Annotated in this window: 17 protein-coding genes and 1 pseudogene; 6 read left to right on the top strand and 12 right to left on the bottom strand. The window is 37.8% G+C overall.

Annotated elements, in window-relative coordinates:
• Window positions 1-96: 96 nt before the first annotated feature.
• Both acs and folE read right to left on the bottom strand, forming a co-directional pair.
• Entirely contained in the window at window positions 97-2,061 is a 1,965-nt protein-coding gene (acs, locus tag LEP1GSC190_RS17145) for an acetate--CoA ligase (protein WP_036036771.1), read from the bottom strand.
• Between the two features lie 114 nt (window positions 2,062-2,175).
• Window positions 2,176-2,727 (bottom strand): GTP cyclohydrolase I FolE, encoded by a 552-nt coding sequence (gene folE, locus LEP1GSC190_RS17140; RefSeq protein WP_002749721.1) that lies wholly within the window; start codon window positions 2,725-2,727, stop codon window positions 2,176-2,178.
• 187 nt (window positions 2,728-2,914) lie between these two features.
• Here folE and LEP1GSC190_RS17135 point away from each other — a divergent pair, with 187 nt between their 5' ends.
• Window positions 2,915-4,117 (top strand): glycosyltransferase family 4 protein, encoded by a 1,203-nt coding sequence (locus LEP1GSC190_RS17135; RefSeq protein WP_002749727.1) that lies wholly within the window; start codon window positions 2,915-2,917, stop codon window positions 4,115-4,117.
• A gap of 490 nt (window positions 4,118-4,607) precedes the next feature.
• Here LEP1GSC190_RS17135 and LEP1GSC190_RS17130 read toward each other — a convergent pair whose 3' ends face one another.
• From LEP1GSC190_RS17130 to LEP1GSC190_RS17110, 4 genes are all read right to left on the bottom strand, one after another.
• A complete protein-coding gene (locus LEP1GSC190_RS17130) occupies window positions 4,608-4,802 on the bottom strand; it encodes a DUF1289 domain-containing protein (protein WP_036036765.1) in 195 nt (64 codons plus the stop codon).
• 5 nt (window positions 4,803-4,807) lie between these two features.
• The gene (locus tag LEP1GSC190_RS17125; RefSeq protein ID WP_081606759.1) at window positions 4,808-6,553 is read right to left on the bottom strand and encodes a cation:proton antiporter; all 1,746 of its coding nucleotides are present in this window, start codon (window positions 6,551-6,553) and stop codon (window positions 4,808-4,810) included.
• Between the two features lie 273 nt (window positions 6,554-6,826).
• Complete coding sequence (hpt, locus tag LEP1GSC190_RS17115) at window positions 6,827-7,360, bottom strand: hypoxanthine phosphoribosyltransferase (protein ID WP_002749707.1); 534 nt, start codon at window positions 7,358-7,360, stop codon at window positions 6,827-6,829.
• Window positions 7,357-7,866: a SixA phosphatase family protein gene (locus tag LEP1GSC190_RS17110; protein ID WP_002749713.1), complete on the bottom strand. Its 510-nt coding sequence runs from the start codon at window positions 7,864-7,866 to the stop codon at window positions 7,357-7,359. The genes hpt and LEP1GSC190_RS17110 overlap by 4 nt, the downstream gene beginning before the upstream one ends.
• An 84-nt stretch (window positions 7,867-7,950) precedes the next feature.
• On the opposite strand from LEP1GSC190_RS17110, the gene LEP1GSC190_RS17105 reads away from it, so the two are divergent.
• Entirely contained in the window at window positions 7,951-8,625 is a 675-nt protein-coding gene (locus LEP1GSC190_RS17105) for a hypothetical protein (protein WP_036036768.1), read from the top strand.
• A gap of 537 nt (window positions 8,626-9,162) precedes the next feature.
• Here the strand turns inward: LEP1GSC190_RS17105 and LEP1GSC190_RS17100 are convergent.
• From LEP1GSC190_RS17100 to LEP1GSC190_RS17075, 6 genes are all read right to left on the bottom strand, one after another.
• Window positions 9,163-9,744, bottom strand: a complete 582-nt coding sequence (locus tag LEP1GSC190_RS17100) for a hypothetical protein (protein WP_002749698.1) — start codon at window positions 9,742-9,744, stop codon at window positions 9,163-9,165.
• A gap of 22 nt (window positions 9,745-9,766) precedes the next feature.
• Entirely contained in the window at window positions 9,767-11,215 is a 1,449-nt protein-coding gene (locus LEP1GSC190_RS17095) for a M43 family metalopeptidase leptolysin (RefSeq protein WP_002749680.1), read from the bottom strand.
• 121 nt (window positions 11,216-11,336) lie between these two features.
• Window positions 11,337-12,455 (bottom strand): quinone-dependent dihydroorotate dehydrogenase, encoded by a 1,119-nt coding sequence (locus tag LEP1GSC190_RS17090; RefSeq protein ID WP_002749712.1) that lies wholly within the window; start codon window positions 12,453-12,455, stop codon window positions 11,337-11,339.
• Between the two features lie 26 nt (window positions 12,456-12,481).
• Complete coding sequence (locus LEP1GSC190_RS17085; protein ID WP_002749696.1) at window positions 12,482-13,564, bottom strand: ABC transporter permease; 1,083 nt, start codon at window positions 13,562-13,564, stop codon at window positions 12,482-12,484.
• Entirely contained in the window at window positions 13,561-14,514 is a 954-nt protein-coding gene (locus tag LEP1GSC190_RS17080) for an ABC transporter ATP-binding protein (protein ID WP_002749732.1), read from the bottom strand. Before LEP1GSC190_RS17080 ends, LEP1GSC190_RS17085 begins: the two co-directional genes overlap by 4 nt.
• Before the next feature lie 441 nt (window positions 14,515-14,955).
• Window positions 14,956-15,846 (bottom strand): fructosamine kinase family protein, encoded by an 891-nt coding sequence (locus tag LEP1GSC190_RS17075; RefSeq protein ID WP_002749700.1) that lies wholly within the window; start codon window positions 15,844-15,846, stop codon window positions 14,956-14,958.
• Between the two features lie 104 nt (window positions 15,847-15,950).
• On the opposite strand from LEP1GSC190_RS17075, the pseudogene LEP1GSC190_RS20500 reads away from it, so the two are divergent.
• The 4 genes and pseudogenes from LEP1GSC190_RS20500 (at window position 15,951) to mtnP (ending at window position 21,299) form a co-directional block, all read left to right on the top strand.
• Window positions 15,951-16,722, top strand: a pseudogene (locus LEP1GSC190_RS20500) (glycoside hydrolase family 18 protein).
• A gap of 589 nt (window positions 16,723-17,311) precedes the next feature.
• Complete coding sequence (locus tag LEP1GSC190_RS17070) at window positions 17,312-18,160, top strand: bifunctional helix-turn-helix domain-containing protein/methylated-DNA--[protein]-cysteine S-methyltransferase (RefSeq protein ID WP_002749710.1); 849 nt, start codon at window positions 17,312-17,314, stop codon at window positions 18,158-18,160.
• Window positions 18,161-18,778: 618 nt separating this feature from the next.
• Window positions 18,779-20,347, top strand: a complete 1,569-nt coding sequence (locus tag LEP1GSC190_RS17060) for a methyl-accepting chemotaxis protein (protein WP_117339430.1) — start codon at window positions 18,779-18,781, stop codon at window positions 20,345-20,347.
• A gap of 88 nt (window positions 20,348-20,435) precedes the next feature.
• Entirely contained in the window at window positions 20,436-21,299 is an 864-nt protein-coding gene (mtnP, locus tag LEP1GSC190_RS17055) for an S-methyl-5'-thioadenosine phosphorylase (RefSeq protein WP_002749730.1), read from the top strand.
• Window positions 21,300-21,306 lie beyond the last annotated feature (7 nt).

The following is a 21,306-nucleotide window of genomic DNA, read 5'->3' as shown; positions in this document are numbered from 1 at the left end:
ATAGAATCATTTATCTTGTTTAAACAAAGTTTATTGTAATTCGGCATAATGATTCACTCACTTTTACTTTTGCTTCAAAGGGTTCTTACAGGATCCTTAACTATGGAATTTCCTTTTGTCTTCAATCAACTTCTGAACCACCGACGGATCCGCGAGAGTCGACGTATCACCAAGCCCCTCGAATTCTCCCGAGGCGATCTTTCTTAAAATTCTTCTCATAATTTTTCCGGAACGAGTTTTTGGAAGACTCGGCGTCCAATGAATTACATCCGGTCTCGCAATTTTGCCGATTACTTTTTCAACGGTTGCAACGAGCTCTTTTTTCAAGGTATCATTAGTCGTAACGCCTTCCTTTACGGTAACGTAAGCATATATTCCCTGCCCTTTGATGTCGTGAGGGAATCCAACTACAGCGGCCTCTGCGACGGATCTATTTTCAACGAGTGCACTTTCGACTTCTGCGCTTCCGATTCTATGACCAGAAACGTTAATCACATCATCTACACGGCCAGTAATCCAGTAGTAACCATCTTTATCTCTACGCGCCCCATCTCCTGTAAAATAGTATCCTTTGAATTGAGAGAAATATGTATCAAAGAATCGTTTCGAATCTCCGTAAACTCCGCGCATCATAGAAGGCCAAGGACTTTTGATACACAGATTTCCGGAAACTTCTCCTTTATCGTTTATTTCCTTTCCGTCGTTGTCCACTAATACGGGCTGGACTCCGAAAAACGGCAGAGTAGCCGAACCCGGTTTTTGTGGGATGGCTCCGGGCAACGCAGTGATCATGATAGAGCCGGTTTCGGTTTGCCACCAGGTATCTACGATCGGACATTTTCCCTTTCCGATAATTTTAAAATACCATTCCCAAGCTTCGGGATTGATCGGTTCTCCGACGGAACCCAAAAGACGTAAAGAACTCAAATTTCTTTTTTGAACATGAGTCAACCCTTCTCTCATCAAAGCACGGATCGCGGTCGGAGCCGTATAAAAGATATTCACTCCGTACTTATCGATAACGTCCCAAAATCTTCCTGCGTCCGGATAAGAAGGAACCCCTTCAAACATCACAGAAGAAGCCCCGTTGGACAAAGGACCATAAACTAAGTAAGAATGACCCGTCACCCAACCTATGTCCGCAGTGCACCAATATGTGTCTTCTGGTTTGATATCAAATACATAATGAAATGTTAAATTAGCTCCGAGAAGATAACCGCCCGTAGTATGTAAAACTCCTTTTGGTTTTCCCGTCGAACCGGAAGTATAAAGAATAAAAAGAGGATCTTCCGCATCCATCAATTCTGGTTTACAATAAGAAGGTAAATCGGAATCACCGATCAAAAAATGATACCAATAATCCCGGCCGTCTTTCCAAACTAGGCCGGATTCGTTTCCTGTACGACGCACAACGATTACTGTTTTAACATTCTCTTTGGACTTTTCAAGAGCAAGGTCGACGTTCTTTTTGAGTTCAATTGGTTTGCCGCCTCGGAAACCTCCGTCGGCGGTAACGATCAATTTTGGCTTACAGTCGTCGATTCTGCTTTGAAGCGCTTCCGGCGAAAATCCTCCGAAAACAACGGAGTGAATTGCTCCAATTCGAGTACATGCAAGAATTGTAATGGCTAATTCCGGAATCATAGGAAGATAAACAAGAATCCGATCTCCTTTTTTTACTCCATATTTTTTGAGAACGTTCGCAAAACGATTTACCTCTCTGTAAACGTCGTAGTATGTAAGGACCTTGGATTCTGAAGGATTATCTCCTTCCCAAATCAAAGCGGCTTTGTTTTTCAAAGGAGTGCTGAGGTGACGATCTAAACAATTGTAAGAAACGTTGAGCTTTCCACCCTTGAACCATTCCACTTTTGCATTTTTAAAATCGTGATTTAAAACCTTGGTCCATTTTTTAAACCAAACCAGTCGGTTTGCTTCTCTTGCCCAAAATTTGTTCGGGTTCTCGATGGATTCTTTATAAAGAGATTTATAATCCTTAAGGGTAATGTTTGCATTCTTTTTAAATTCCGCGGATGGTAAAACTACTCGTTCTTTTGCCATAACTTCCTCCGAATTCAACAAAGAATGTTCTTTTTTTTCTCTCTGTCTACCAAATTGCGGAAAAGAAAATCCGAACCTTTCTTTTAGGAAAATTGTTCGAAGGAGGTTGATTACTCAAGTGGATCCGGTGCGGATGAGATCTAAAAACTCGGAACGGGTTACCATATTTTCTTTGAAAGCCCCTAACAGGCAAGAGGTGAAAAGTTCCGAATTTTGTTTTTCGACTCCTCTCATCATCATACAAAGATGTTTCGCCTTAATGACCACCGCGACTCCTTGGGGATCAAGAACTTCTTGAACGGCGTAAGCGATTTGTTCCGTGAGACGTTCCTGAACTTGAAGTCTTCTGGCAAACACATCGACGATTCGAGGAATTTTGCTGATCCCGATGATCTTTTTGTTAGGGAGATAAGCGACGTGAGCTCTTCCGTAAAAAGGAAGAAGATGATGTTCGCAGAGAGAATATACTTCGATGTCTCGAACGAGAATCATTCCTTCCGTAGGCTCTTCGAAGATCGCTCCGTTGACAACTTTTGTAATGTCGGCGTGGTAGCCCGATGTTAGAAAGTCGTAGGCTTTTTTCACTCGTTTCGGAGTATTGAGGAGACCCTCTCTAGTCGGATCTTCTCCGATCGATTTTAGAATGTTTACGATATTTTCTTCCAAATTAAACTCTCTTCATTCGATTATCCCAATTGAATCGGGAGTCTTTTTGTTAGATTCTTTTCGGAGAATTCCGGATCGGTTTTTTAAATCTAACGCCTCATTCCCCATTCTCGAAAGTGCCTATTGAATCTTCCATCGGATTTTCATTTTCTTGCAGATTTCCGACAGCGGGTAATTCTGTCTGATCATGAGAATCCAAAGAAAGGAAAGACAAAAGAGCCGAGCTTTGGCGATCGGATTGGATGCGCGTATGATTGCTCATTCAGGGATTGGGATGAGAATCCGTGGTCTTTTGAAGTATCTCGGTCCGATTGCGGTAAGAGAGAATCTTCGGATTTATCTTTTTGGAGATGTGACGACGATTTTGAACGAAGGAATTTTGTGTTATGAGTTTTCCAGTTTTGAGAAAAGCCGAAGTGAAACTGAAACTTCGAATCATTCTTCTAAAAAAGAAAAAGATTTTTCTTATCCTGTGATTCCCTACCACTCTCCGATCTATTCTCTTTCCGAGTTTTTAGGTCATCCTTTGATGGGAAGAATGGATCTTTTGGACATTCCCCATTTCAATGCACCTTTGCGCTATCTCAGAAAATCGATCGTGACAATCCACGATATCATTCCTTTTCGAATTCATTCGAGTTTTCTGAAACGAATTTATATGCAAGTTATATTTCGTTTGCTTCGACGATTTTCAAAAAAGATCGTATCCGTTTCCGAATATACGGCAAAGGATTTGGAATCCGTTTTCGGTTTTTCTAAAGAAGAAATGAAAGTGATCCACAACGGAATCGACTCATCCGTTTTTTATCCTGCGACGGCTACGGAGAAAAAAAAATTTCTGAAAAAATACGAACTCAAAGAAGGTTACTTATTGAGTGTAGGAATTGGAAAGGGCCATAAGAATTTAAATTTTGTTCTCGATGCTCTAAAACCTCTTTGGGATTCTAAGATTCTAAAAATAAAATGGATATTAGGTGGCGTTTCAGGAAAAATTCCCGACTATTTGCAAGCGGACATTATAGGTTATGAAGATCGAGTTCTTCCTATGGAAAGACTGTCCTTGAACGAACTTCGTTGCCTTTATTCTTGTGCAGGGCTTTTCGTCTTTCCTTCAAAGTATGAAGGTTTCGGATTTCCTCCTTTAGAAGCCCAAGCCTGTGGCCGTCCGGTGATATCTTCTAATACAACTGTCATGCCCGAAATTCTTCGAGACAGTGTGTACTATTTTTCTCCGAATAAACCGGAAGAATTGCAAAGTTTTTTGAGAGATTTTTCAAAAGATCGAAACACCGTAAAAAACTTGATCATAAAAGGTAAAAAAAACTCCGCCAGATTTTCTTGGGAAAAAGCGGCTTTAGAAATTTTAGAGGTTTATAAAAGTCTATCCTAAAAGTTTTTCGCAGGAGTTTTTACAAATTACATTTCTTTACGTTCTTTTTGCGGTTTTAAACGCTTTTCGTAACTGTGGGTTTCCACATTGACTGGCAATGTCGAGCTAATGAATGATTGCGGTTCTAATTTCGTGGGAATTTCGGCATTTGAGAGTTTGAGACAAATTCTGATTTTCTTACACCGAACTTACGTGACTTTAGAGTCTGTTCCAAAACCTCGGAATGTAAGAACTCCAACGAGAATTTAAAAATTATAAAATTTGTTCGGAAGCCCCATAAGCTATCATATTAAAGAGGCGTAATTTGTGAGAGTTTCCATGTTTTATTCTAAGATTTCAAGTTGATGGGCATCGTATGAATTGAATGCAATAACCGTAAGTATAGTTAAAGATTGTTTTTGCTATCTAGAAACCGTAATACTTTCGTAAAAAGAGTAAAAAATGAAGATCGAGAACACTTCATTCTGTTTTGAAACAAAGATTTAGAGTATTATAAATTACTTTTACGTGGTCCTTTAGAAAAGACCTCTTCTTTGCGGACTTTCAACTTCAAGAATAGATTCTCTCTTTCAAAATCGGAATAACGAGACCAGTTTCCAATTTCATCAATGGTTCTAAAGCATCCTTGACAATAACCGGACTCAAAGTCCATTACACAGATTTTATTGCATGGTGAACGAATCAATTTATTTACTTTATTCTAACTTTAGACTTGGAAACAACTTGTTTCTTCTTCGATTTAAGCCGAACGTTTGTAATACCGTTTTTAGAATGATCTACGATCGTCTTCATTTCTTTAAAAAGAGACATTCCACTAATTCTTCCCGGTACGATCACGTGAGCGGCACCACTTTCGATAAGAACTTCTGCTTCTTGTACATCGTCGGTAGTAAGAATGATAGAAGGTTGTGTGTGGTGACAAATTCCTTTGATTGATTCTAAAAGTCTACGATTAGTTGTCCCTTTGAGAATCATATCAGAGATTGTACAAATTACATATCTTGCATCTTCGATTCCAAGATGATGCAAAGTTTCTGGGTTTGCGAGATCGCCGTAAGCCCAACGAATCCCTTTCGCTTCCAGAAAACGACGAAAGACAGGATTAAAGTCCACGATCAAAATTCGATTGAGCCATTCCGGTTTTTCACGTTCTATTTCCTCTAAAAGACTTTGTGCAATTCTAAAATAACCAAGAATAACGATGTCTCTTTTCGGCCGACCGTCAGTATAGGATTCGGTTCTTTCTTCTTCTTTTAGACCGACCATTCCCAATAGCTTTAAAACAAATCTTGAAATTGGATCATTGAAAAAAATGATATAAGTAGAAACTACCGATGCAAGAATCATCGAAGTCAAAACCGTAGATTCCAATTCTTTACTGATATGGCCGTAACCCATTCCTAATGAAAGGATCACAAGAGAAAACTCACTGATTTGAGCCAAGTTTAAACCGGTCACAATTCCGGCTCTAAGTCCTCTGCCAGAAAAATAAACTGGAGTTGCAACGGTGAGGACTCTACTAAAAATTACGAACACTACCGCTATTAAAGAAACACTGATAATTTGAATCGAAGGAATTGGAATTTTCATTCCAAGTGCAACGAAAAAGAGAGTGATAAAAAAGTCTCTAATCCCCGAAAGTTTTGCGATAACGTCGGCTCCGTAAGGAAATGCCGCGATACTAATTCCCGCAATCAGGGCTCCCATCTCCTTGGATAGACCAGCCTTTTCTGCAAAACCGCAAAGCAAGAAACACCAAGCGATTGAAGTGATCAAGATAAGCTCTGGTTTGGAAGCCGCCGCTTGAAACAACCTGGATAAAAAGAATCTACTGATTAAAAATGAAACACAGACTAATATCGAACCGACTCCAAGCGAACTCACAATCTTTAAAATCTGAGGATCTTGAAGACTCGGCTGAATACCCATAAAGATGATCGCCCAAATATCCTGTAGAACCAATACTCCGATTGTAAGACGACCTGCAATCGTACTCACTTCGAATTTATCGTGCAGTAGTTTGACCACGATCATCGTGGAACTGATGGCCAGCGCGATAGAGAAATATAAAAGATCGAACTTACCGCTGAAGTTAGAAAGAATTTCCCTGAAAAATAAAAGCCCGAACAACACGCAAAACACAAACTGGACAACCCCAAGAATGAACATCGACTTTCCCATGCGCGCTAGTTCTTTTAAATCAATTTCAAGACCGATGATGAATAAGAGAAGAATCAATCCAATCTCGGAAATCAACTCAATGCTCTCTTCGTTAACCACAAGACTTAAACCAAGATTCGGCCCAAGCAAAAGTCCTCCTGCTACATAACCCAAAATCAAAGGTTGTTTCGTAATCCTGGCTATATGGGAGAAAAATGTAGCAAAGATGATACTCAAGGCTATATCATTTAAAAGGGAGAGTGATTGATGCTCCATTTATGGTTTGTCCTAAACTTTATTCCTTACCGCGTTTTAATTTTCACGACAAGTATTCGGTCTCCTTATAAATCGCTCTGCATGCTAAGGTGCGAAAGATTCTTAAAGTAAAAAACATTTTTTTTATCGATCTGACAAAAACCGGCGCATAAAAAGAAACAGGAGGGGTAATTCGAAATTTTAAAACGACATTGTTCATAAAAAAACAATTCTTGAAAAAATGAATTGTTTCTTTCAAATTCAAGGTATAGTAAAAAAGTCTTAAACGGAAAATTACCCAGTTTCCAAAACATGAATGTCTGGCAGGTTTCTGTATTTTCCGTCGAAATCCATACCATAACCCACAACGAACTCGTCCGAAATTCTCCAACCCACATACTTTACAGGGAATTCTAAAATACTCTTTCTTTCTTTTAAAAGAAGGGTTACGATTTCCAAACTTGCAGGATTACGGGTAAAGATATGTCGTATAAGATATTGAAGAGTGAAACCCGTATCTAAAATGTCTTCTACAAGAATCACATGACGATTGGAAAGGTCTGTGTCGATATCTTTTAACAAATCGATATTTCCGGTTGAAGAAGTTCCGGAATAAGACCTTGCTTGAATGAAATCGATTTCTACTGAAAAGGGAATCGCTTTTGTTAAATCCGTAAAAAAGTACACTCCACCTTTTAATACACAGATGAGAATCGGATTTAACTTTTTATAATCCTTTGTTATCTCGGAAGCTAGGAATTTTACTTTTTGAGAGATCTCCTCTCGACTAAAACAAGGATGTAAAATATCCGAATCCATCTCGTTCATTCGGGTATCCAGAATCGAATTATTTTTCCCGGAACTTTGCCTAATTCTTCCCAAGATTCGGTTTCAATTTGTATACTGAGAAAACCCGACGTAGGAAATTTAAAAAACATGGATTCAAAAAGTGATAGGTCCTCGTTGCCTCGAATGAGTCGATTTGCAATTTCTTCGATTCCAGGATTATGACCTAGTAAAGCCACATTCTTGAATCTTAAATTTAACTTTCTGATCATTGTTAGAATATCTTCGCTATCCGATTCATATAATTTTTCTGTGATTTTCGTTTCAGAGGACAGAACTCGATCTTTAGTTATAATCTTATAAGTATCCACAGTTCTTTTGGAATCTGAAACTAAAAAGAGATCAATTTTGAATCCTATCTTTTCTAAATATTTTCGAAGAGATCGAGCGTTTTTCTTCCCTTTTTCGGAGAGAGGTCTTCCGTGATCGGATTTGAATCCCGTTTCCCAATTCGACTTAGAGTGTCTGATTAAATGGATTTGCTTCAATGAACTTTGTCTCTCGTTTTAGCGCTCTACGGTCAACTTTAAATTCATTGACAAGATATAAAAGAAGAGGTTAATAATGAGACTATGAAAAGTGTCTTCGCGTTAGCAAGAATTGCTTTACTCATTTTAATACCGACATTGTTAGACGCACAGTTGGTAGGTCCCCCGGATGAGGAAAAAGCGAAAAAAGACGTTCAAACTCATTGGCTTAAAAGAAACACTAGCGATAAAATTCAATCCATCGAAAGTAACGGAGAACCCGTTCTCATTGAAAACTCTAAATCTAACGCAGATATTTTATACAAATTCCCGTTTTTAGTTACGGTAAAGCACAAAAATGGTAGCATAACGCGTACCGAAGTCGGAGCGAACTATATTTTTATTCGTACAAAAGGTTGGTTATTTTCAGAATTAGGTCTCGGCAAAAATATAGTTCTTTCCGATCCGGGTAGGGAATCCCCAGACAAAGAAACCGTTCTTAAATTGATCGAAGAAAGTTTACTCCAGGATCGATGGAAAGGAAAAACGATCGAAAATCTAAAAATTGGCGAACCGACAGCTGGAAGTGATTTGGAAACGCATTGGTATCGTTATTCGGGAGAATACGAGGTTTCAGACCTTAATGTTCGTTATATCTGTTCGAACTTGATTGTAAAACTATTCAAAGAGGATTCATCCACAACAGACTGGAAACTAGATTGGAAAGAAAAAGGAATCTGTAGACAAATTGCCGGAAACTTGAACGAAACTTCTCCTTGAAAATATGGCATTCTTAACTTTTATTCCATGACTAAAGTTTCTATTCGGATCTTGTTTGACTAGTTTAATTCCTGTGCTTTGGAAATTAAGAGTCTGTCCTAAAATCTTAAAAGAAACCAGTTACAATCATTCAGTAAGTTAGTAATAAAACGTTTTTACGCCCTATGAACTTTCGCACAGACTTTATTGTTGGAATTCTCGTGAGAATTCTTACATTTTAAGGTTTTGGGACAAACTCTAAATTCAGTTAGAACAATTTCAAAAACTTGTTATTTCATTTTTAGACTTAGGTTCTTGATGTCTAACGTGGGTCCAACTTAAGGAGATTAAAAAAAACTATTTCTTAAACTTACGAGTTTTCACGTTTCAAGGTGTTAGTGATTCTGATGATGACTGAGCATTGTTCAATAAAATATAAGTAATAACGCGAATTGGTTTCGATTCATTTGTAAATCGAATTTCTAGTTATCAGGAATTACCATTTCTTTAAATCAACAAAACCGACAGCCGGTTCTCAAAATAACGGACCAAATTACTTTACGGGTTCCTAATCGATGGATCCGACTTCCTCAAATTCCCATTTCTAATTCGATCCATGTTTTCTTTTTTCAATTTTTCTGAAAATCGAGTCGAGCTGATTTTTCCCATTCGTAATTCTTTCAAAGTGTTTTGTACGAAAGTTCCGATTCGATCGTGAGAAGAGAAACGCTTTAGAAAATTCTCCGTATGATTTCTATCCGAAAAATAGAACGTTTTTCCATAAGAGAAAACGGCGGAGTTTCGAATAGAAGGATGTGTACCCTCGTTGGAGATGGTGGATTCCAAATAATCTCTTGCGGAATTCCCTCCAAAGTCCGCAATCAATTCGTTAAGTTGGGAAATTGCATATACTCTCAAGTCTGAATCTTTTGCGATGGCGACCAGATATTCTTGAGGATTAGGATTGATCGCATAAATTTCTCGCATCAAAGTTTCTTTTTCAATGTGACCCGTTTGTGTAACTATGGATTTGATTTTTTGATATTGATTCTGATCTAAAACCTGAGCTTGAACTCCAAAAGAAATCCCGAATAAAAATGCAACGATTATACTGTAAAAACTTATTTTTATCTTCATCATAGATTCATTTAATTCCATTTTCTTAATATACAAGAGGATGCGAGCGAAGCACCCAGCCCTGTTCTCCCGTCAATTGAGTTTGATTTATCTTAGGGTTTCCGGCCCAAAACATCAGATTAAGTCCTCCGCTATCATAAAATCCTTCGCCCAGACATTCTCCTAAACCCACAATGTTATTTCCGTTTTGGTCTTTACATTCTGGAGTTTCGGGAAGTGGGTCAAAAGAATAACGCCCTTTGACGACGTCTTTCTCTACTAAATGATAAAGACCTAAATAATGACCGGCTTCATGAGCGATTGTCTTAGCAAGAAAAACCTGATCTGACTCGCAGATTAGATCCTGTCCTTGTACTCCACATCCAGAAGACGTTCTATGATTTTCGATAAATACGATCATACCCGATTTCGGAGTACCGGTAATTGGAATTCCGGGTATGCCAGATGAAATCCCTAAAATCCCAGCGGGCGCGTTGCTTGAGACCTGATAATCTCTTGTGATGTAAATGTTCAAAGAATTCGAATCTTGTACATTAGATGGGTTATTCCTATAAAGAGATCCTAAAGAACCTACCACATCTCCATAATCATCTGAAATATTTGCGACCGTTAAGTAAGGAGCTCCAGCGGCAGCGGGCACCAAGGAAGCTGTGACCGTTACGTCGATTTTAACCGTATCTTGCGCATAAATATCCTTTAAGGTCTGTATCATCGTCGCCATTCCGGCTGTTGTGGGAGTTGCTATAGCATTTTGAATGAAAATCAAGTTGATATTCAATTTTTTTCTGGATTGCCAGACCTTTTTCAAACCCGAAGAGGAACTTCCCAATAATCCGTTTTGTTCCGCACGAAATTTGTATTCTTCGCAAGTTTGAACCGTGTTATTCGTGATTTTTCGCGTAGTGATTAACGGCCCGGGCACGGTCGGCACGATAAAATTCGTTCCCAAGAGATTGTTGTTGAAATTATTATAATTTGAACTAGGTGCATAATATCCCGGAGTGGCGCCTATAGGAAAAGCTGTCGTAACGGATCTATAACCTATGGATTCGCTTTTTCCGCTATCTTGAATCAAATTTCCCGAAGCGTTTGTCCAAAATGGGTAAATAAAACGGTTCGAGTTGGAAGAAAACTGATGGTTCTGTTCGGCATAAACGATTCCCATTGGATTATTTTTTCCGATTCCGGAGAATTTCACTGTTCCGACAAGATAGGCCGTTCCGCCGTCTTGATACCCTTCACTTTCCGTTAAAAGAACCTGACTCAGATTGGAATTCGATACGCTGAAATTCGGTGCGCTTCCACTGGTTCGAACGTTTTCTTCTGGTTCACAATGATAATTCGCCTCGTTGAGCAAATACAATCCCAAAAGAAGTTCCAAATTTTTTGAGTTTTTATCCTTTCCCTGATTTATAGGACATCCCCATACAAAAAAACAAAGAATCAAAATCAGAATCAATGGCCTTTTCAACATAGTTGTCAATTCCTAGTTCATATTTTATGTTATCTTAATATTCTAAAATACACGATTTGTTAAACACTTTTTATTTTTAGCTTGTACAATCTGAATTTGCTTTTCTAAAAAAGATTGCAAACTATTTCGGATCGTATTGAATTTCCTTTTCCTTTCCTACCAAGTCCGCCACAGTTTTTAGATCTTGTTTTTTTAAGAACCGATCCAAAAACTCTAAAATCTTCAGAGGTAAAAAAGGTCCTTGATAGATATAACCGGTGTAAATTTGAATTAAATCAGCTCCTGCAAGAATTTTTTCTAAGGCTGCTTTTTCGGAATCAATTCCTCCGACTCCGATAATCGGAATTCTTCGTTTTAAAATTCGATAAGCGACTCGAACAAATTCGGTGGAACGATTTTTCAAAGGTGTTCCTGAAAGTCCTCCTTCCTTTTCCACGTTCGGATATGCTTTCAAGGAAGACTTGTCGATCGTAGTATTGGTTAAAACGACACCGTCGACTTTCAAACTCAAAGAGGACTCAAGTAAGGCCTCAAGATCTTTTGTCTCCATATCAGGAGCAAATTTTACGAATAATGGAATTATAAAATTCTTTCCAAGCCCGTTTTTAATTCCTTGAATCAGAGACACGAAATTCTCCTGTTTTTGAAAATCTCTCAACCCTGGAGTATTCGGAGAACTGATATTGATAACCGCATAATCCGCATAAGGTGAAAGTTTCTTGAGAGTATAAACGTAATCTTCGACTGCTTTTTCTTCGGAAATGATTTTCGTTTTACCTGCGTTGATCCCGCGGATTTTTCTCTTTTTTTGGGAAGCAATGATTTTCTCCGCCGAATCGGCGCCTGGATTATTAAAACCCATACGATTGATCAAAGCTTGATCTTCAGGGTAACGAAACACTCTGGGTTTGGGATTCCCCGGTTGCGATTGTCCTGTGATCGTTCCTACTTCAATATGGCTAAAACCCATTCGAGAAAGAAAGGGGTAAAGTTCTCCCGTTTTATCAAAGCCTGCGCCCATTCCCAAAGGATTCTCGAATTCGATTCCCGCAACTCTCGTTTTCAAACGATCACTTCGATAAGATGTCATCGATTCCACCAACGTTAAAATCCCAGGGAATTTTGCACTGATGTTAAGTAAGTTTTTTGCAAGTTCATGCGCTGTCTCTGGATCCAAAGAGAGAAAAAACGGTTTCAAAAAAGTTGAATATGTGGCTTGCTTCAAAGTCGAGGAAAACATCTCTAAAACTATTGAATCCATGTCGATCAAGACCAGCGAAAAATTTTATTTCCTATAAAAAGAAATACGATTCCGTATACAAATAACGTAATCACGGCGGGAATTATCGAAATGAAACCCGCTCCTTCGATAAAAACTGCCCTTAAAGAGTCCGCCATCAACGTCAAAGGAAGGTTTTTGATTATCGGAAGTACGATTTCGGGAAAATTTTGATAAGAGAAAAAGACTCCGGAAAGAGTCATCATAGGAAATGTAACCGCATTTATGAGCCCATTTCCGACTTGAGAATTCGCCGCCCTTGACCCGACAAATATTCCAATACAGGAAAATGCGAAATTTCCGGAAAGAAAAATCATAATTATGGCTTCAAAGGAACCTTCCAACGCGTTCTCGAACGTAAACAAAGTAAATCCGAGTAGAATTGCCGATTCGATTGTCGTTACGATCAATCTTGTAAAAAAGAAAGAAAGTAGAAAAGACAACTTACTCATCGGAGTTGCGGACATTCTCCGTAAAAGTTTTTTCATCCTCATTTCGATCAGATTCCAACCGACCCCCCAAAGACAGGAATTCATCACACCCATCGCAAGCATTCCGGGAACTAAATAGTCGATGTATCTGATCCCCTTCGAATCCAAACGATCCACTTGCAATTCAAAATCTGTATAACTCGAACGGATTTTTGCCAAGATCAAAAGATAATCTCTCTGACCATTTGGGTTATCTGTATCGAAGAAGAAACGAATCTTTCCACCTTGTGTCCTTTCGACGATTACGTTGAGTTTCCCTCTTTTAAGATCTCGAATCGCTTCATTCTTAGAAACAACCAAAAACTTCAAGGAAGGAAGTTTATCAGAATCAGAAGTGGGGATTTTTTCTTTCGATTTTTCTTTTTTATTATGGGTGGAATCTAAGACTTTTTTAAGTTCTTCAAGTTGATAAGAATTTTCTAATATTGCAATTTTGACTTCTTCTGATCCCCGATTTTTAAACGCAACTCCAAGGACTCCTGCCATCGCAATCGGAAATACGAAAGCCCAAAAAAGAATCGCAGGCTCCCTGTAAAATTCTTTAAGTTGTATATTTATCAGTTGGAATACTTGTTTCATTCTTCCAATCCTCTTCCAGTCATGTTAAGAAAAAGATCGTCTAAGGTTGTTTTATGGCATTCTAATGTATTTAGTTTTTTTCCGGAAACGGAAATCGTTCTTATCAGTTCCGGAAGATAATCCGTAATCGCGGATACGTGAATTCTCGCTTCAGACTTTGCAGGATCCCAAAAGAACTTATACATTCCCTCTGATGGAACTAAATTTTCGGGATTGGATCCATCCTCCATAGAAAATCGAATGATTTCGCCGCTATCGCTTCTTCCGAGAAGATCTGTCAGAGTTCCTTGATCTAAGATTTTTCCATGATCCATGATGATAATTTTTTCGCAGAGAATTTCCGCTTCTTCCATATAATGTGTGGTGAGGATCATTGTGGTTTTATCCTGCCTAAGACGGTTCAAAATTTTCCAAACGTCCCTTCTCGCTCCGGGATCTAATCCCGTTGTAGGTTCGTCCAAAAAAAGAATTTCAGGATAATTTAATATAGAAACTCCGAGAGCCAATCTCTGTCTTTGACCTCCGGAAAGGTTATTTACGTAAGTGTTTTGTTTCTCTTCCAGATTGATCAACTCAAGAATTTCGCTCAACCTCTGTTTTTTACTTTTATAAAAAGTCCCGAAAAGATTCAAAGTTTCTCGGACCGTGATCCGATCCATGAATCGAGTTTCTTGAAGAGCTAGGCCAACCTTAGATCTAAGAAAAGTTTCGCTTTCCTTCCAAGTAGTTCCAAGAATCGATATAGATCCCGCGTCGGGTTTTTGGATTCCCTCCAACATTTCAATCAAAGTGGTCTTACCGGCTCCGTTCGGTCCGAGCAAAGCGACAAATTCCCCTTTTTGAATTTGGAGGCTGAGGTTGTTCACGGCAATCGTATCCTTAAAACGTTTTACGACGTTTCGAACATCTATCAAACTATCTTCCAGAAATGATTTTGTATCCCCGTTCAATTAAGATCCTTTTTATATTTTAGTTTCAGTTTGCTGACATTGTATCATTTGGAATCGTTTTCTAAATCTCAACAATGACAAATGTCTTGAGTGTAAGGTATTTTCAAAAACACCTTGGTCGTTCTTTACAGCTCCAATTTCGGTAGAGTATTGATCTTTTTTCAAAACGACAATAAAGTCATAGATCAATATCGAGACCGTCAACTTATTCTTTTCCTTTCGTTTTAAGGGGTATCAACTCCTGAGCACTTTGATATTATTCTCTTCAAGCTGATAACAAAAAACTTCTGTGATAGAGGTAAACCCGCTTTTTGTTTTACAATGAAGTGGATTGGGTTTTTCCGAAACAAAATCAGATCGAAGGTTAGCGTTTACAACCACCAATTTTATTACGATTTTGAAATTGGTCGAAACGAATAAGTCGGACAATCCAAAACGGAATTAACTTTTACCGTAATAACGTAAGATCTGTCGAAGCGAAGATAAATAAGAAGATCCGAAGAGATTAATATGAACCAAAACTGGATACATCTGCCAAAATGGAATTCTATCTTTGAAATGCTCCGGATTTTCTATTCCGCAAAAAGCAAGAATCTGTTGCATCTCTTCTAAATTTAAAGAATTACCGAATAGATTCAACATAGAGAGATCTTGCTCGGGATGTGAAAATGAAATTGAAGGGTCGATCAAATAAGAATGTCCGTTCTTTCCAGTGAGAATGTTTCCAGACCAAAGATCTCCGTGTATCAATCTCGGACTACTTCGATTGAGAGACCATTCTTCTGTAAATTTTTGAAAAACATATTGTACATTTTCTACATCCTTGCTCGCAATCAGTTTACGTGAAAAAGCTAAATCCAATTGAGTTGATAAGCGACTTTCCCAGAAGAATTTCTCAAAGGTGGAATACCATCGATTCTTTTGGGAAAGAGTTCCGATAAAATTATTTCGTTTCCATCCCCAAGAATTCGAATCCTTACGATAAAGCAATTTTAGATTTCGAATTAAATCTTCTCGAATTCCCGAAACCGATCCGGATTCAATGTAGTCCATTACTAAGAGCCAGGAATTTTCGATTTGTACAACTCCATAACATTCGGGAACGCGGACCCCGATTCTAAATAGTTCTTCCAAAGATTCTTTTTCAGTTTCAGCCATTTCCTTATTTGCGATGACTTTTACTCCAAAGGAATGATGAGGAACGGTGGCGAGATAAATTTCGTTAAGACTGGAAGAATGAAAGGTCACTTTGGGTCTGTACCCAGGATTTAAAATCCCAAGTCTATGCAAACCATCGCAGATTGCCTCTTCTAAATCCGTTTTAATAACCAAAAATTCACTTCCTCCCCAATGATTCCGATTCTTTTCATGTAAGTAAAAAATCGGCCTGAAAGGCTCCCGGATTGATTGAAATTTATGAATTGATTCTATAATTCATAAGACGTGAACATCTTAAAATTTTTTATTTGTTCTATAGGGCCGTCATTTTATCAAATGGTAATTTTGAGCTTCACCGCTTCCAAAGAATTTCGTTGATCTGAGTAGAAATTCTAAAATCAGACTAATTCCGTTGATTAGTGCTATCTTTAAGAATCACTCGTTTTCTGAAATCAAACAACCGTCAAAATTGGAATTCAAAGCTTAATTCATTTTTTGAAACAAAATCCAGAAATTGCCGCTTTGCATTTGGACATAGAATCTCTCTCAAAATTTGAAATTCCGAACTATAAGAAATTCATACAAATATTGAAGCAAAGATTACTCAAAGTTCTTGCAATCGCAATTTCCCACAATTAGGATTTCCGAATTTAAATTTGGTCATCCATTTTGATTTGCTTCAAGAAAAATCCATCGATGAATTTGTTTTGATGAATTATGATTTTCATTTTCCCAAAACGAATTCAGGACCCGTCACTTCATTTCACTAGCAAGGGAGAATTTAGAATTCCTGCTAAAATAAATTCCAAGTTCTAAACTCTGACTTCTTCTATAGATGTTTTGGAATCAAAGTGGTAAAATGAAAATTTTTACGCAAAATGACTTTCGAAAGCTTAAGGAAAATTCTGGAATTATTCCAAATGAAGGCGGCTGGCTTTACCGTTCTTAAAAACGGAAATAAAATCGGCTCTATTTTTTATTTAAATACATTATAAAAAACTAACTCAATCTTATGGATTTAAAAAACGATTTTGGAGAATCGGTTTTTAACAAAGCTTAGAACGGATTTCTTATGATATATTTTTTTCGTTTCCGCATCTAATTAGTATCCTAAAATTTTTTGTGTATCAATATAAGCGCATTCAATATAAAGAATATATTTACGGTGAGAACTTTGTTCTTAATTCTTAGAATGTAGAAACTCTCACAAGAGTGTTCCGACAATAAAGTCTGCCCGAAAGTTCATAGGGACGTAATTTGTGGGGACTTCTATATTTTATTATGAACGTACTGAATAATTGTAACTGATTTCTTTTAAGGTTTTGGGACAAACTCAAAATCTTTTCGGATAGATAGTTTATCAGGACAAGTTAAAAAATTAGTTAAAGTCAAAGTAAGATTTGGGAGTAGATTCTTGAGGAAAATGAGCATTTAGAAAAGAATGACCTGGTTAGAAGTGTTGGGAAATGAATGCGATTTTAATTTGAGTGATGACCAAAATGAAAATTTGTAGAAACTCATACGAGGAAATTTAAGAACGACAAAGACAAAGTTAAAAAACAAATTGAGAAACTCCAAAATATCCCAAAAACAGCAAGGATCGGGTTTTAAAAATTTAACTTTCGGATAACATTTAAATATGGAACATTACAAAAAAATCGCAAAAGCAATACAGTTCATACAGAAACACGCTGTTTCTCAACCCGAATTAGATGAAATTGCAAAGTCTGTGAACTTGAGTCCGTTTCATTTTCAAAGGCTTTTTACCGAATGGGCCGGTGTCAGTCCGAAACAATTTCTGCAATACCTTACGTTGCAAAATGCAAAATCCATACTTTCCAAGCCTCAAGCGACTCTGTTCGATGCCGCATTTGAAATCGGTTTGTCCGGAACGAGTCGATTGCACGATCTATTCGTGAAAATCGAAGGAATGACTCCTGGAGAATTTAAAAACGGCGGAGAAAAACTCAAGATTCGATACAGCTTTCAGAAAAATGTTTTTGGTGATTATGTAGTCGCTTCCACAGAAAAAGGGATTTGTAATTTATATTTTTATGATGTTTCTAGAGAACAGGTGGTTTCCGAGCTGAAAGAGCAATGGAATAAAGCGAATCTAATTCAGCAAACGGACGAGAATCAAAATCGAGTCATTCGTTTTTTTGATAAAACATTCGACGAAAAGGAAAAAATCAAACTTCATCTTAAAGGAACCGATTTTCAAATCAAGGTTTGGGAAGCGCTTCTTAAAATTCCAGAAGGTCAATTGTCTTCTTACATGGATATTGCGAACTCCATTGGACAAGAAAACGCTTCGAGGGCTGTCGGAAGTGCGATCGGAAAAAATCCGATCGGATATCTGATTCCTTGTCACCGTGTGATCAAAAGTACAGGTGGCATCGGAGAATATCGTTGGGGTTCCGAGAGAAAAATGGCCATGATCGGTTGGGAAATAAGCAGAACGGACCGTTTAGTTTCGGGCATATCCTAAAATGATGCAAAATTTGATTATGATCTTTACGGGAGACTTTGAACGAATTATAAAATTTTTTTTATTAATAATTCTAAAAATCCAATTTTCAATTCATGCAAAGTAGGCGAGGTTGTAAAACTTTGATTTGTTCCTCGTTTTTATCTGTCGTTTTCTAAACGGATTTAAAAAGTACAGATCTTGGCGAATTTTTGTGGAAATGCTTCTTATTTTGAATTTATTGTGGGTTAATTGCTTCGATTTCCTTACTTTCTGAAAATTTTTTCTTTCAACCATTTTCTGGCTGAAATGGCCCAAAATTCTAAATAAATATTAAGAGCCTGTCTTAAGAACCTCAGAATTAGGAACCTCTACGAAAACTTAACGATTATAAAATTATGCTTGAAAGCTCGTAAACACCAAAGGGACGTAATTTGTGAGAACTTCCATATTTTATTACGAACTTACTGAATCATTGTAATTGATTTCTTGAAAAGTTTTGGGACAGACTCTAAGAATGAATGTAAAAATTTCATCGTTCTAAAGTCGTAATTTGTCCTTTTATAATATGGTCATTAGATTTCTAAAGAAGTTCCTACTTTTCATTTACTTAAATTAAATTTTGTAAAGGTTTGGTTTATGTCCAAACAATCTATAGAATCCATTCGCAAGAAAGGAGAAACACTCACCTATTACGCCAGGATGGGAATCATGATTATGATGTTGCTTTCCTTGGCGTCGAGTTTTAAAGCCCTTCAGACTCAGATCAAGGTGATTCATTCTTGCGGTGCGTTGATTATGTTTATTTACTCGATTTTAGGCTTTATCCTATATAAAAAGTATGAAATTAAAAATTGGGTTCATAATTTATTCGTAATATTGGATTCTCTTACGTTGAGTATAACGATTTTTTTAGATAGTATGGTTTCTGCGGAAATCATCGCACCCGTTCTCAAAAATGCGATTCTCTATTCTGTTTATTACTTTATTATTGCTTATTCCGGTTTGTTAGGAAGGCCCAAGTTTGTACTAATTACAGGTTTGATTTCTTCTATAGGTTATGCGATTGCGTTGACAAATGCTGCATTCCACGGTCTTCAATTTTCTGAAGACAACGTGATTAATATGAAGCCAGGTTATATTAAACTCAGCGCGGAAATCACGAAGGTTGTCTTTATGATGGGAGTGAGTTTTATTCTTTATCGTTTGATGAAACTGTTTGACGACTTATATCAGGAAGCAACTTCCTATTTTCAGGAAAATAAACAATTCCTAAATAAGTTGGAGGATAACAGAAAGGTAATTCATTCTTCGGCGGAGACATTAGAGATTTCGGTGACGGACTTTTCGGAATTTACAAGTTTGACCAGTGCAAAGATGGAATCACAAGCAGCTTCTTTGGAGGAAGTCAACGCTGTAATTGAGTCCTTATCAAAAGCTTCTGAAAAGAATGTCGACTCGATTCGAATTCAAAACGAGAATCTGATCGAACTCAATCAAAAGTCTCAGGTACTTTTGGATGTGATCGCGAAAATATCGGAACATTCCAAAGGTTTGGATACGAATGCGAAAGAAAGTAAATTGGAAATGGAAGTAGTCAAGAAGTCGGTTGAAAAGACCGGTGAATTCTTAAAGAGCATTTCGAATTCGTTTCAGCGCGTGGATGAGATCAATCGTATTCTTGGAGAAATTGCAGACAAAACCAATCTTCTTTCTCTGAACGCTTCGATTGAAGCTGCTCGTGCGGGTGCCGCGGGTCGTGGTTTTGCAGTAGTTGCTCAAGAAGTTAGTAAACTTGCTGAATTTACCGCCACGAATGCGAAGATGATTTCGAAAGTGGTTCAAGAGTCACTTGAGTTTATCGAAGAGGCGAATTCAGCTTCTCTTGATACTGGTCATTCGACTGAAAATCAGAGCGTTAAAATTAATCTTACCGTATCTAAAATAGAAGAGATGAATGGCTTGTATGAACGTGGAACGACGATAATAAACGATTTCGTAAGAAATCTTGAGAGAGCGAAGAAATTATCGGATGAATTGTTTTATTCTACGGAAGAACAGATGACAGGTCAGAAAGAGATGATGAAGGCGATGCTTGAACTTGAAAAGGAAGTAAACGAAATCACTCAGGAATCCGGAAAAATTCAAGATGGAGTTTTGAAAATTAAAACTCAATCAAGAGATTTGAAGGCTTTGAGTGTCGTTTAATCGATTTTGCGGAGTACTTCCGATTTACAATTTAGATCCTCTTTCTAAAACTGTCCTTGAAGAAATCGACAACTAGGGAACAGGATCAATGCCACGTAACGTAAAAGCGGCCATCATAGGTGGAACGGGACTCTATAGTTTGGATGGAATGGAATTAATAGAAGAAATTTGTCCCGATACTCCCTGGGGAAAACCTTCTGACAAAATCAAAATCGGGAAGTACAAAGAAAAACTGATCGCATTTTTACCGAGACACGGAATCGGGCATTTTCTTTCGCCACCCGAAGTCCCGAATCATGCAAATATCTGTGCGCTCAAACAACTTGGTGTGGAAGAGATTGTCGCGTTTAGTTCGGTTGGAAGTTTGAGAGAAGAAATCAAACCTCTTGATTTCGTTTTACCTTCTCAAATCATTGATCGTACCCGTTTAAGGGACTCCACTTATTTCGGAAACGGAGTGGTTGCACACGCTCCGTTTGCGGAGCCATTTTCTCAAAACCTGGGTAAAAGGATTGAACAAACCGCTAAAAAGATCGGCTTGAAAATTCATACGGGTAAAACATTGATTTGTATGGAAGGTCCTCTTTTTTCCACAAAGGCCGAATCTCATCTTTATCGTTCTTGGGGTGCGGATATCATCAATATGACCGTACTTCCGGAAGCGAAACTTGCTCGCGAAGCCGAGATTTCATATCAGATGATTTGTATGTCTACGGATTATGACTGTTGGAGAGAAGAGGAGGAATCCGTCACCGTTGAAATGGTGATCGCAAATCTTACGAAAAATGCGGAGACTGCTAAAAAGCTTCTTTCCGAATTGATTCATGTGATTGGAAACGGGGACGACTTAAGTTTAAAAAATAGTACTCGATATTCGATCATCACGGCGCCTGAAAAAAGAAATCCGGAAACCGTAAAGAAACTCAAAGTTCTTTTTCCGGAATATTTTTAAACCAATC

The organism is Leptospira mayottensis 200901116 (assembly GCF_000306675.2).
GTDB classification, from domain to species: Bacteria; Spirochaetota; Leptospiria; order Leptospirales; family Leptospiraceae; genus Leptospira; species Leptospira mayottensis.
Note: the sequence above shows the minus strand (reverse complement) of the source record. Positions and strands in the feature narration are given on the sequence as shown.

Coding starts and splice junctions, on each gene's coding strand:
- acs (WP_036036771.1), bottom strand. CDS start 2,061: ATGGCAAAAGAACGAGTAGTTTTACCATCCGCGGAATTTAAAAAGAAT.
- LEP1GSC190_RS17135 (WP_002749727.1), top strand. CDS start 2,915: ATGAGAATCCAAAGAAAGGAAAGACAAAAGAGCCGAGCTTTGGCGATC.
- LEP1GSC190_RS17125 (WP_081606759.1), bottom strand. CDS start 6,553: ATGGAGCATCAATCACTCTCCCTTTTAAATGATATAGCCTTGAGTATC.
- hpt (WP_002749707.1), bottom strand. CDS start 7,360: ATGAACGAGATGGATTCGGATATTTTACATCCTTGTTTTAGTCGAGAG.
- LEP1GSC190_RS17105 (WP_036036768.1), top strand. CDS start 7,951: ATGAAAAGTGTCTTCGCGTTAGCAAGAATTGCTTTACTCATTTTAATA.
- LEP1GSC190_RS17100 (WP_002749698.1), bottom strand. CDS start 9,744: ATGATGAAGATAAAAATAAGTTTTTACAGTATAATCGTTGCATTTTTA.
- LEP1GSC190_RS17095 (WP_002749680.1), bottom strand. CDS start 11,215: ATGTTGAAAAGGCCATTGATTCTGATTTTGATTCTTTGTTTTTTTGTA.
- LEP1GSC190_RS17090 (WP_002749712.1), bottom strand. CDS start 12,455: ATGTTTTCCTCGACTTTGAAGCAAGCCACATATTCAACTTTTTTGAAA.
- LEP1GSC190_RS17085 (WP_002749696.1), bottom strand. CDS start 13,564: ATGAAACAAGTATTCCAACTGATAAATATACAACTTAAAGAATTTTAC.
- LEP1GSC190_RS17070 (WP_002749710.1), top strand. CDS start 17,312: ATGGAACATTACAAAAAAATCGCAAAAGCAATACAGTTCATACAGAAA.
- LEP1GSC190_RS17060 (WP_117339430.1), top strand. CDS start 18,779: ATGTCCAAACAATCTATAGAATCCATTCGCAAGAAAGGAGAAACACTC.
- mtnP (WP_002749730.1), top strand. CDS start 20,436: ATGCCACGTAACGTAAAAGCGGCCATCATAGGTGGAACGGGACTCTAT.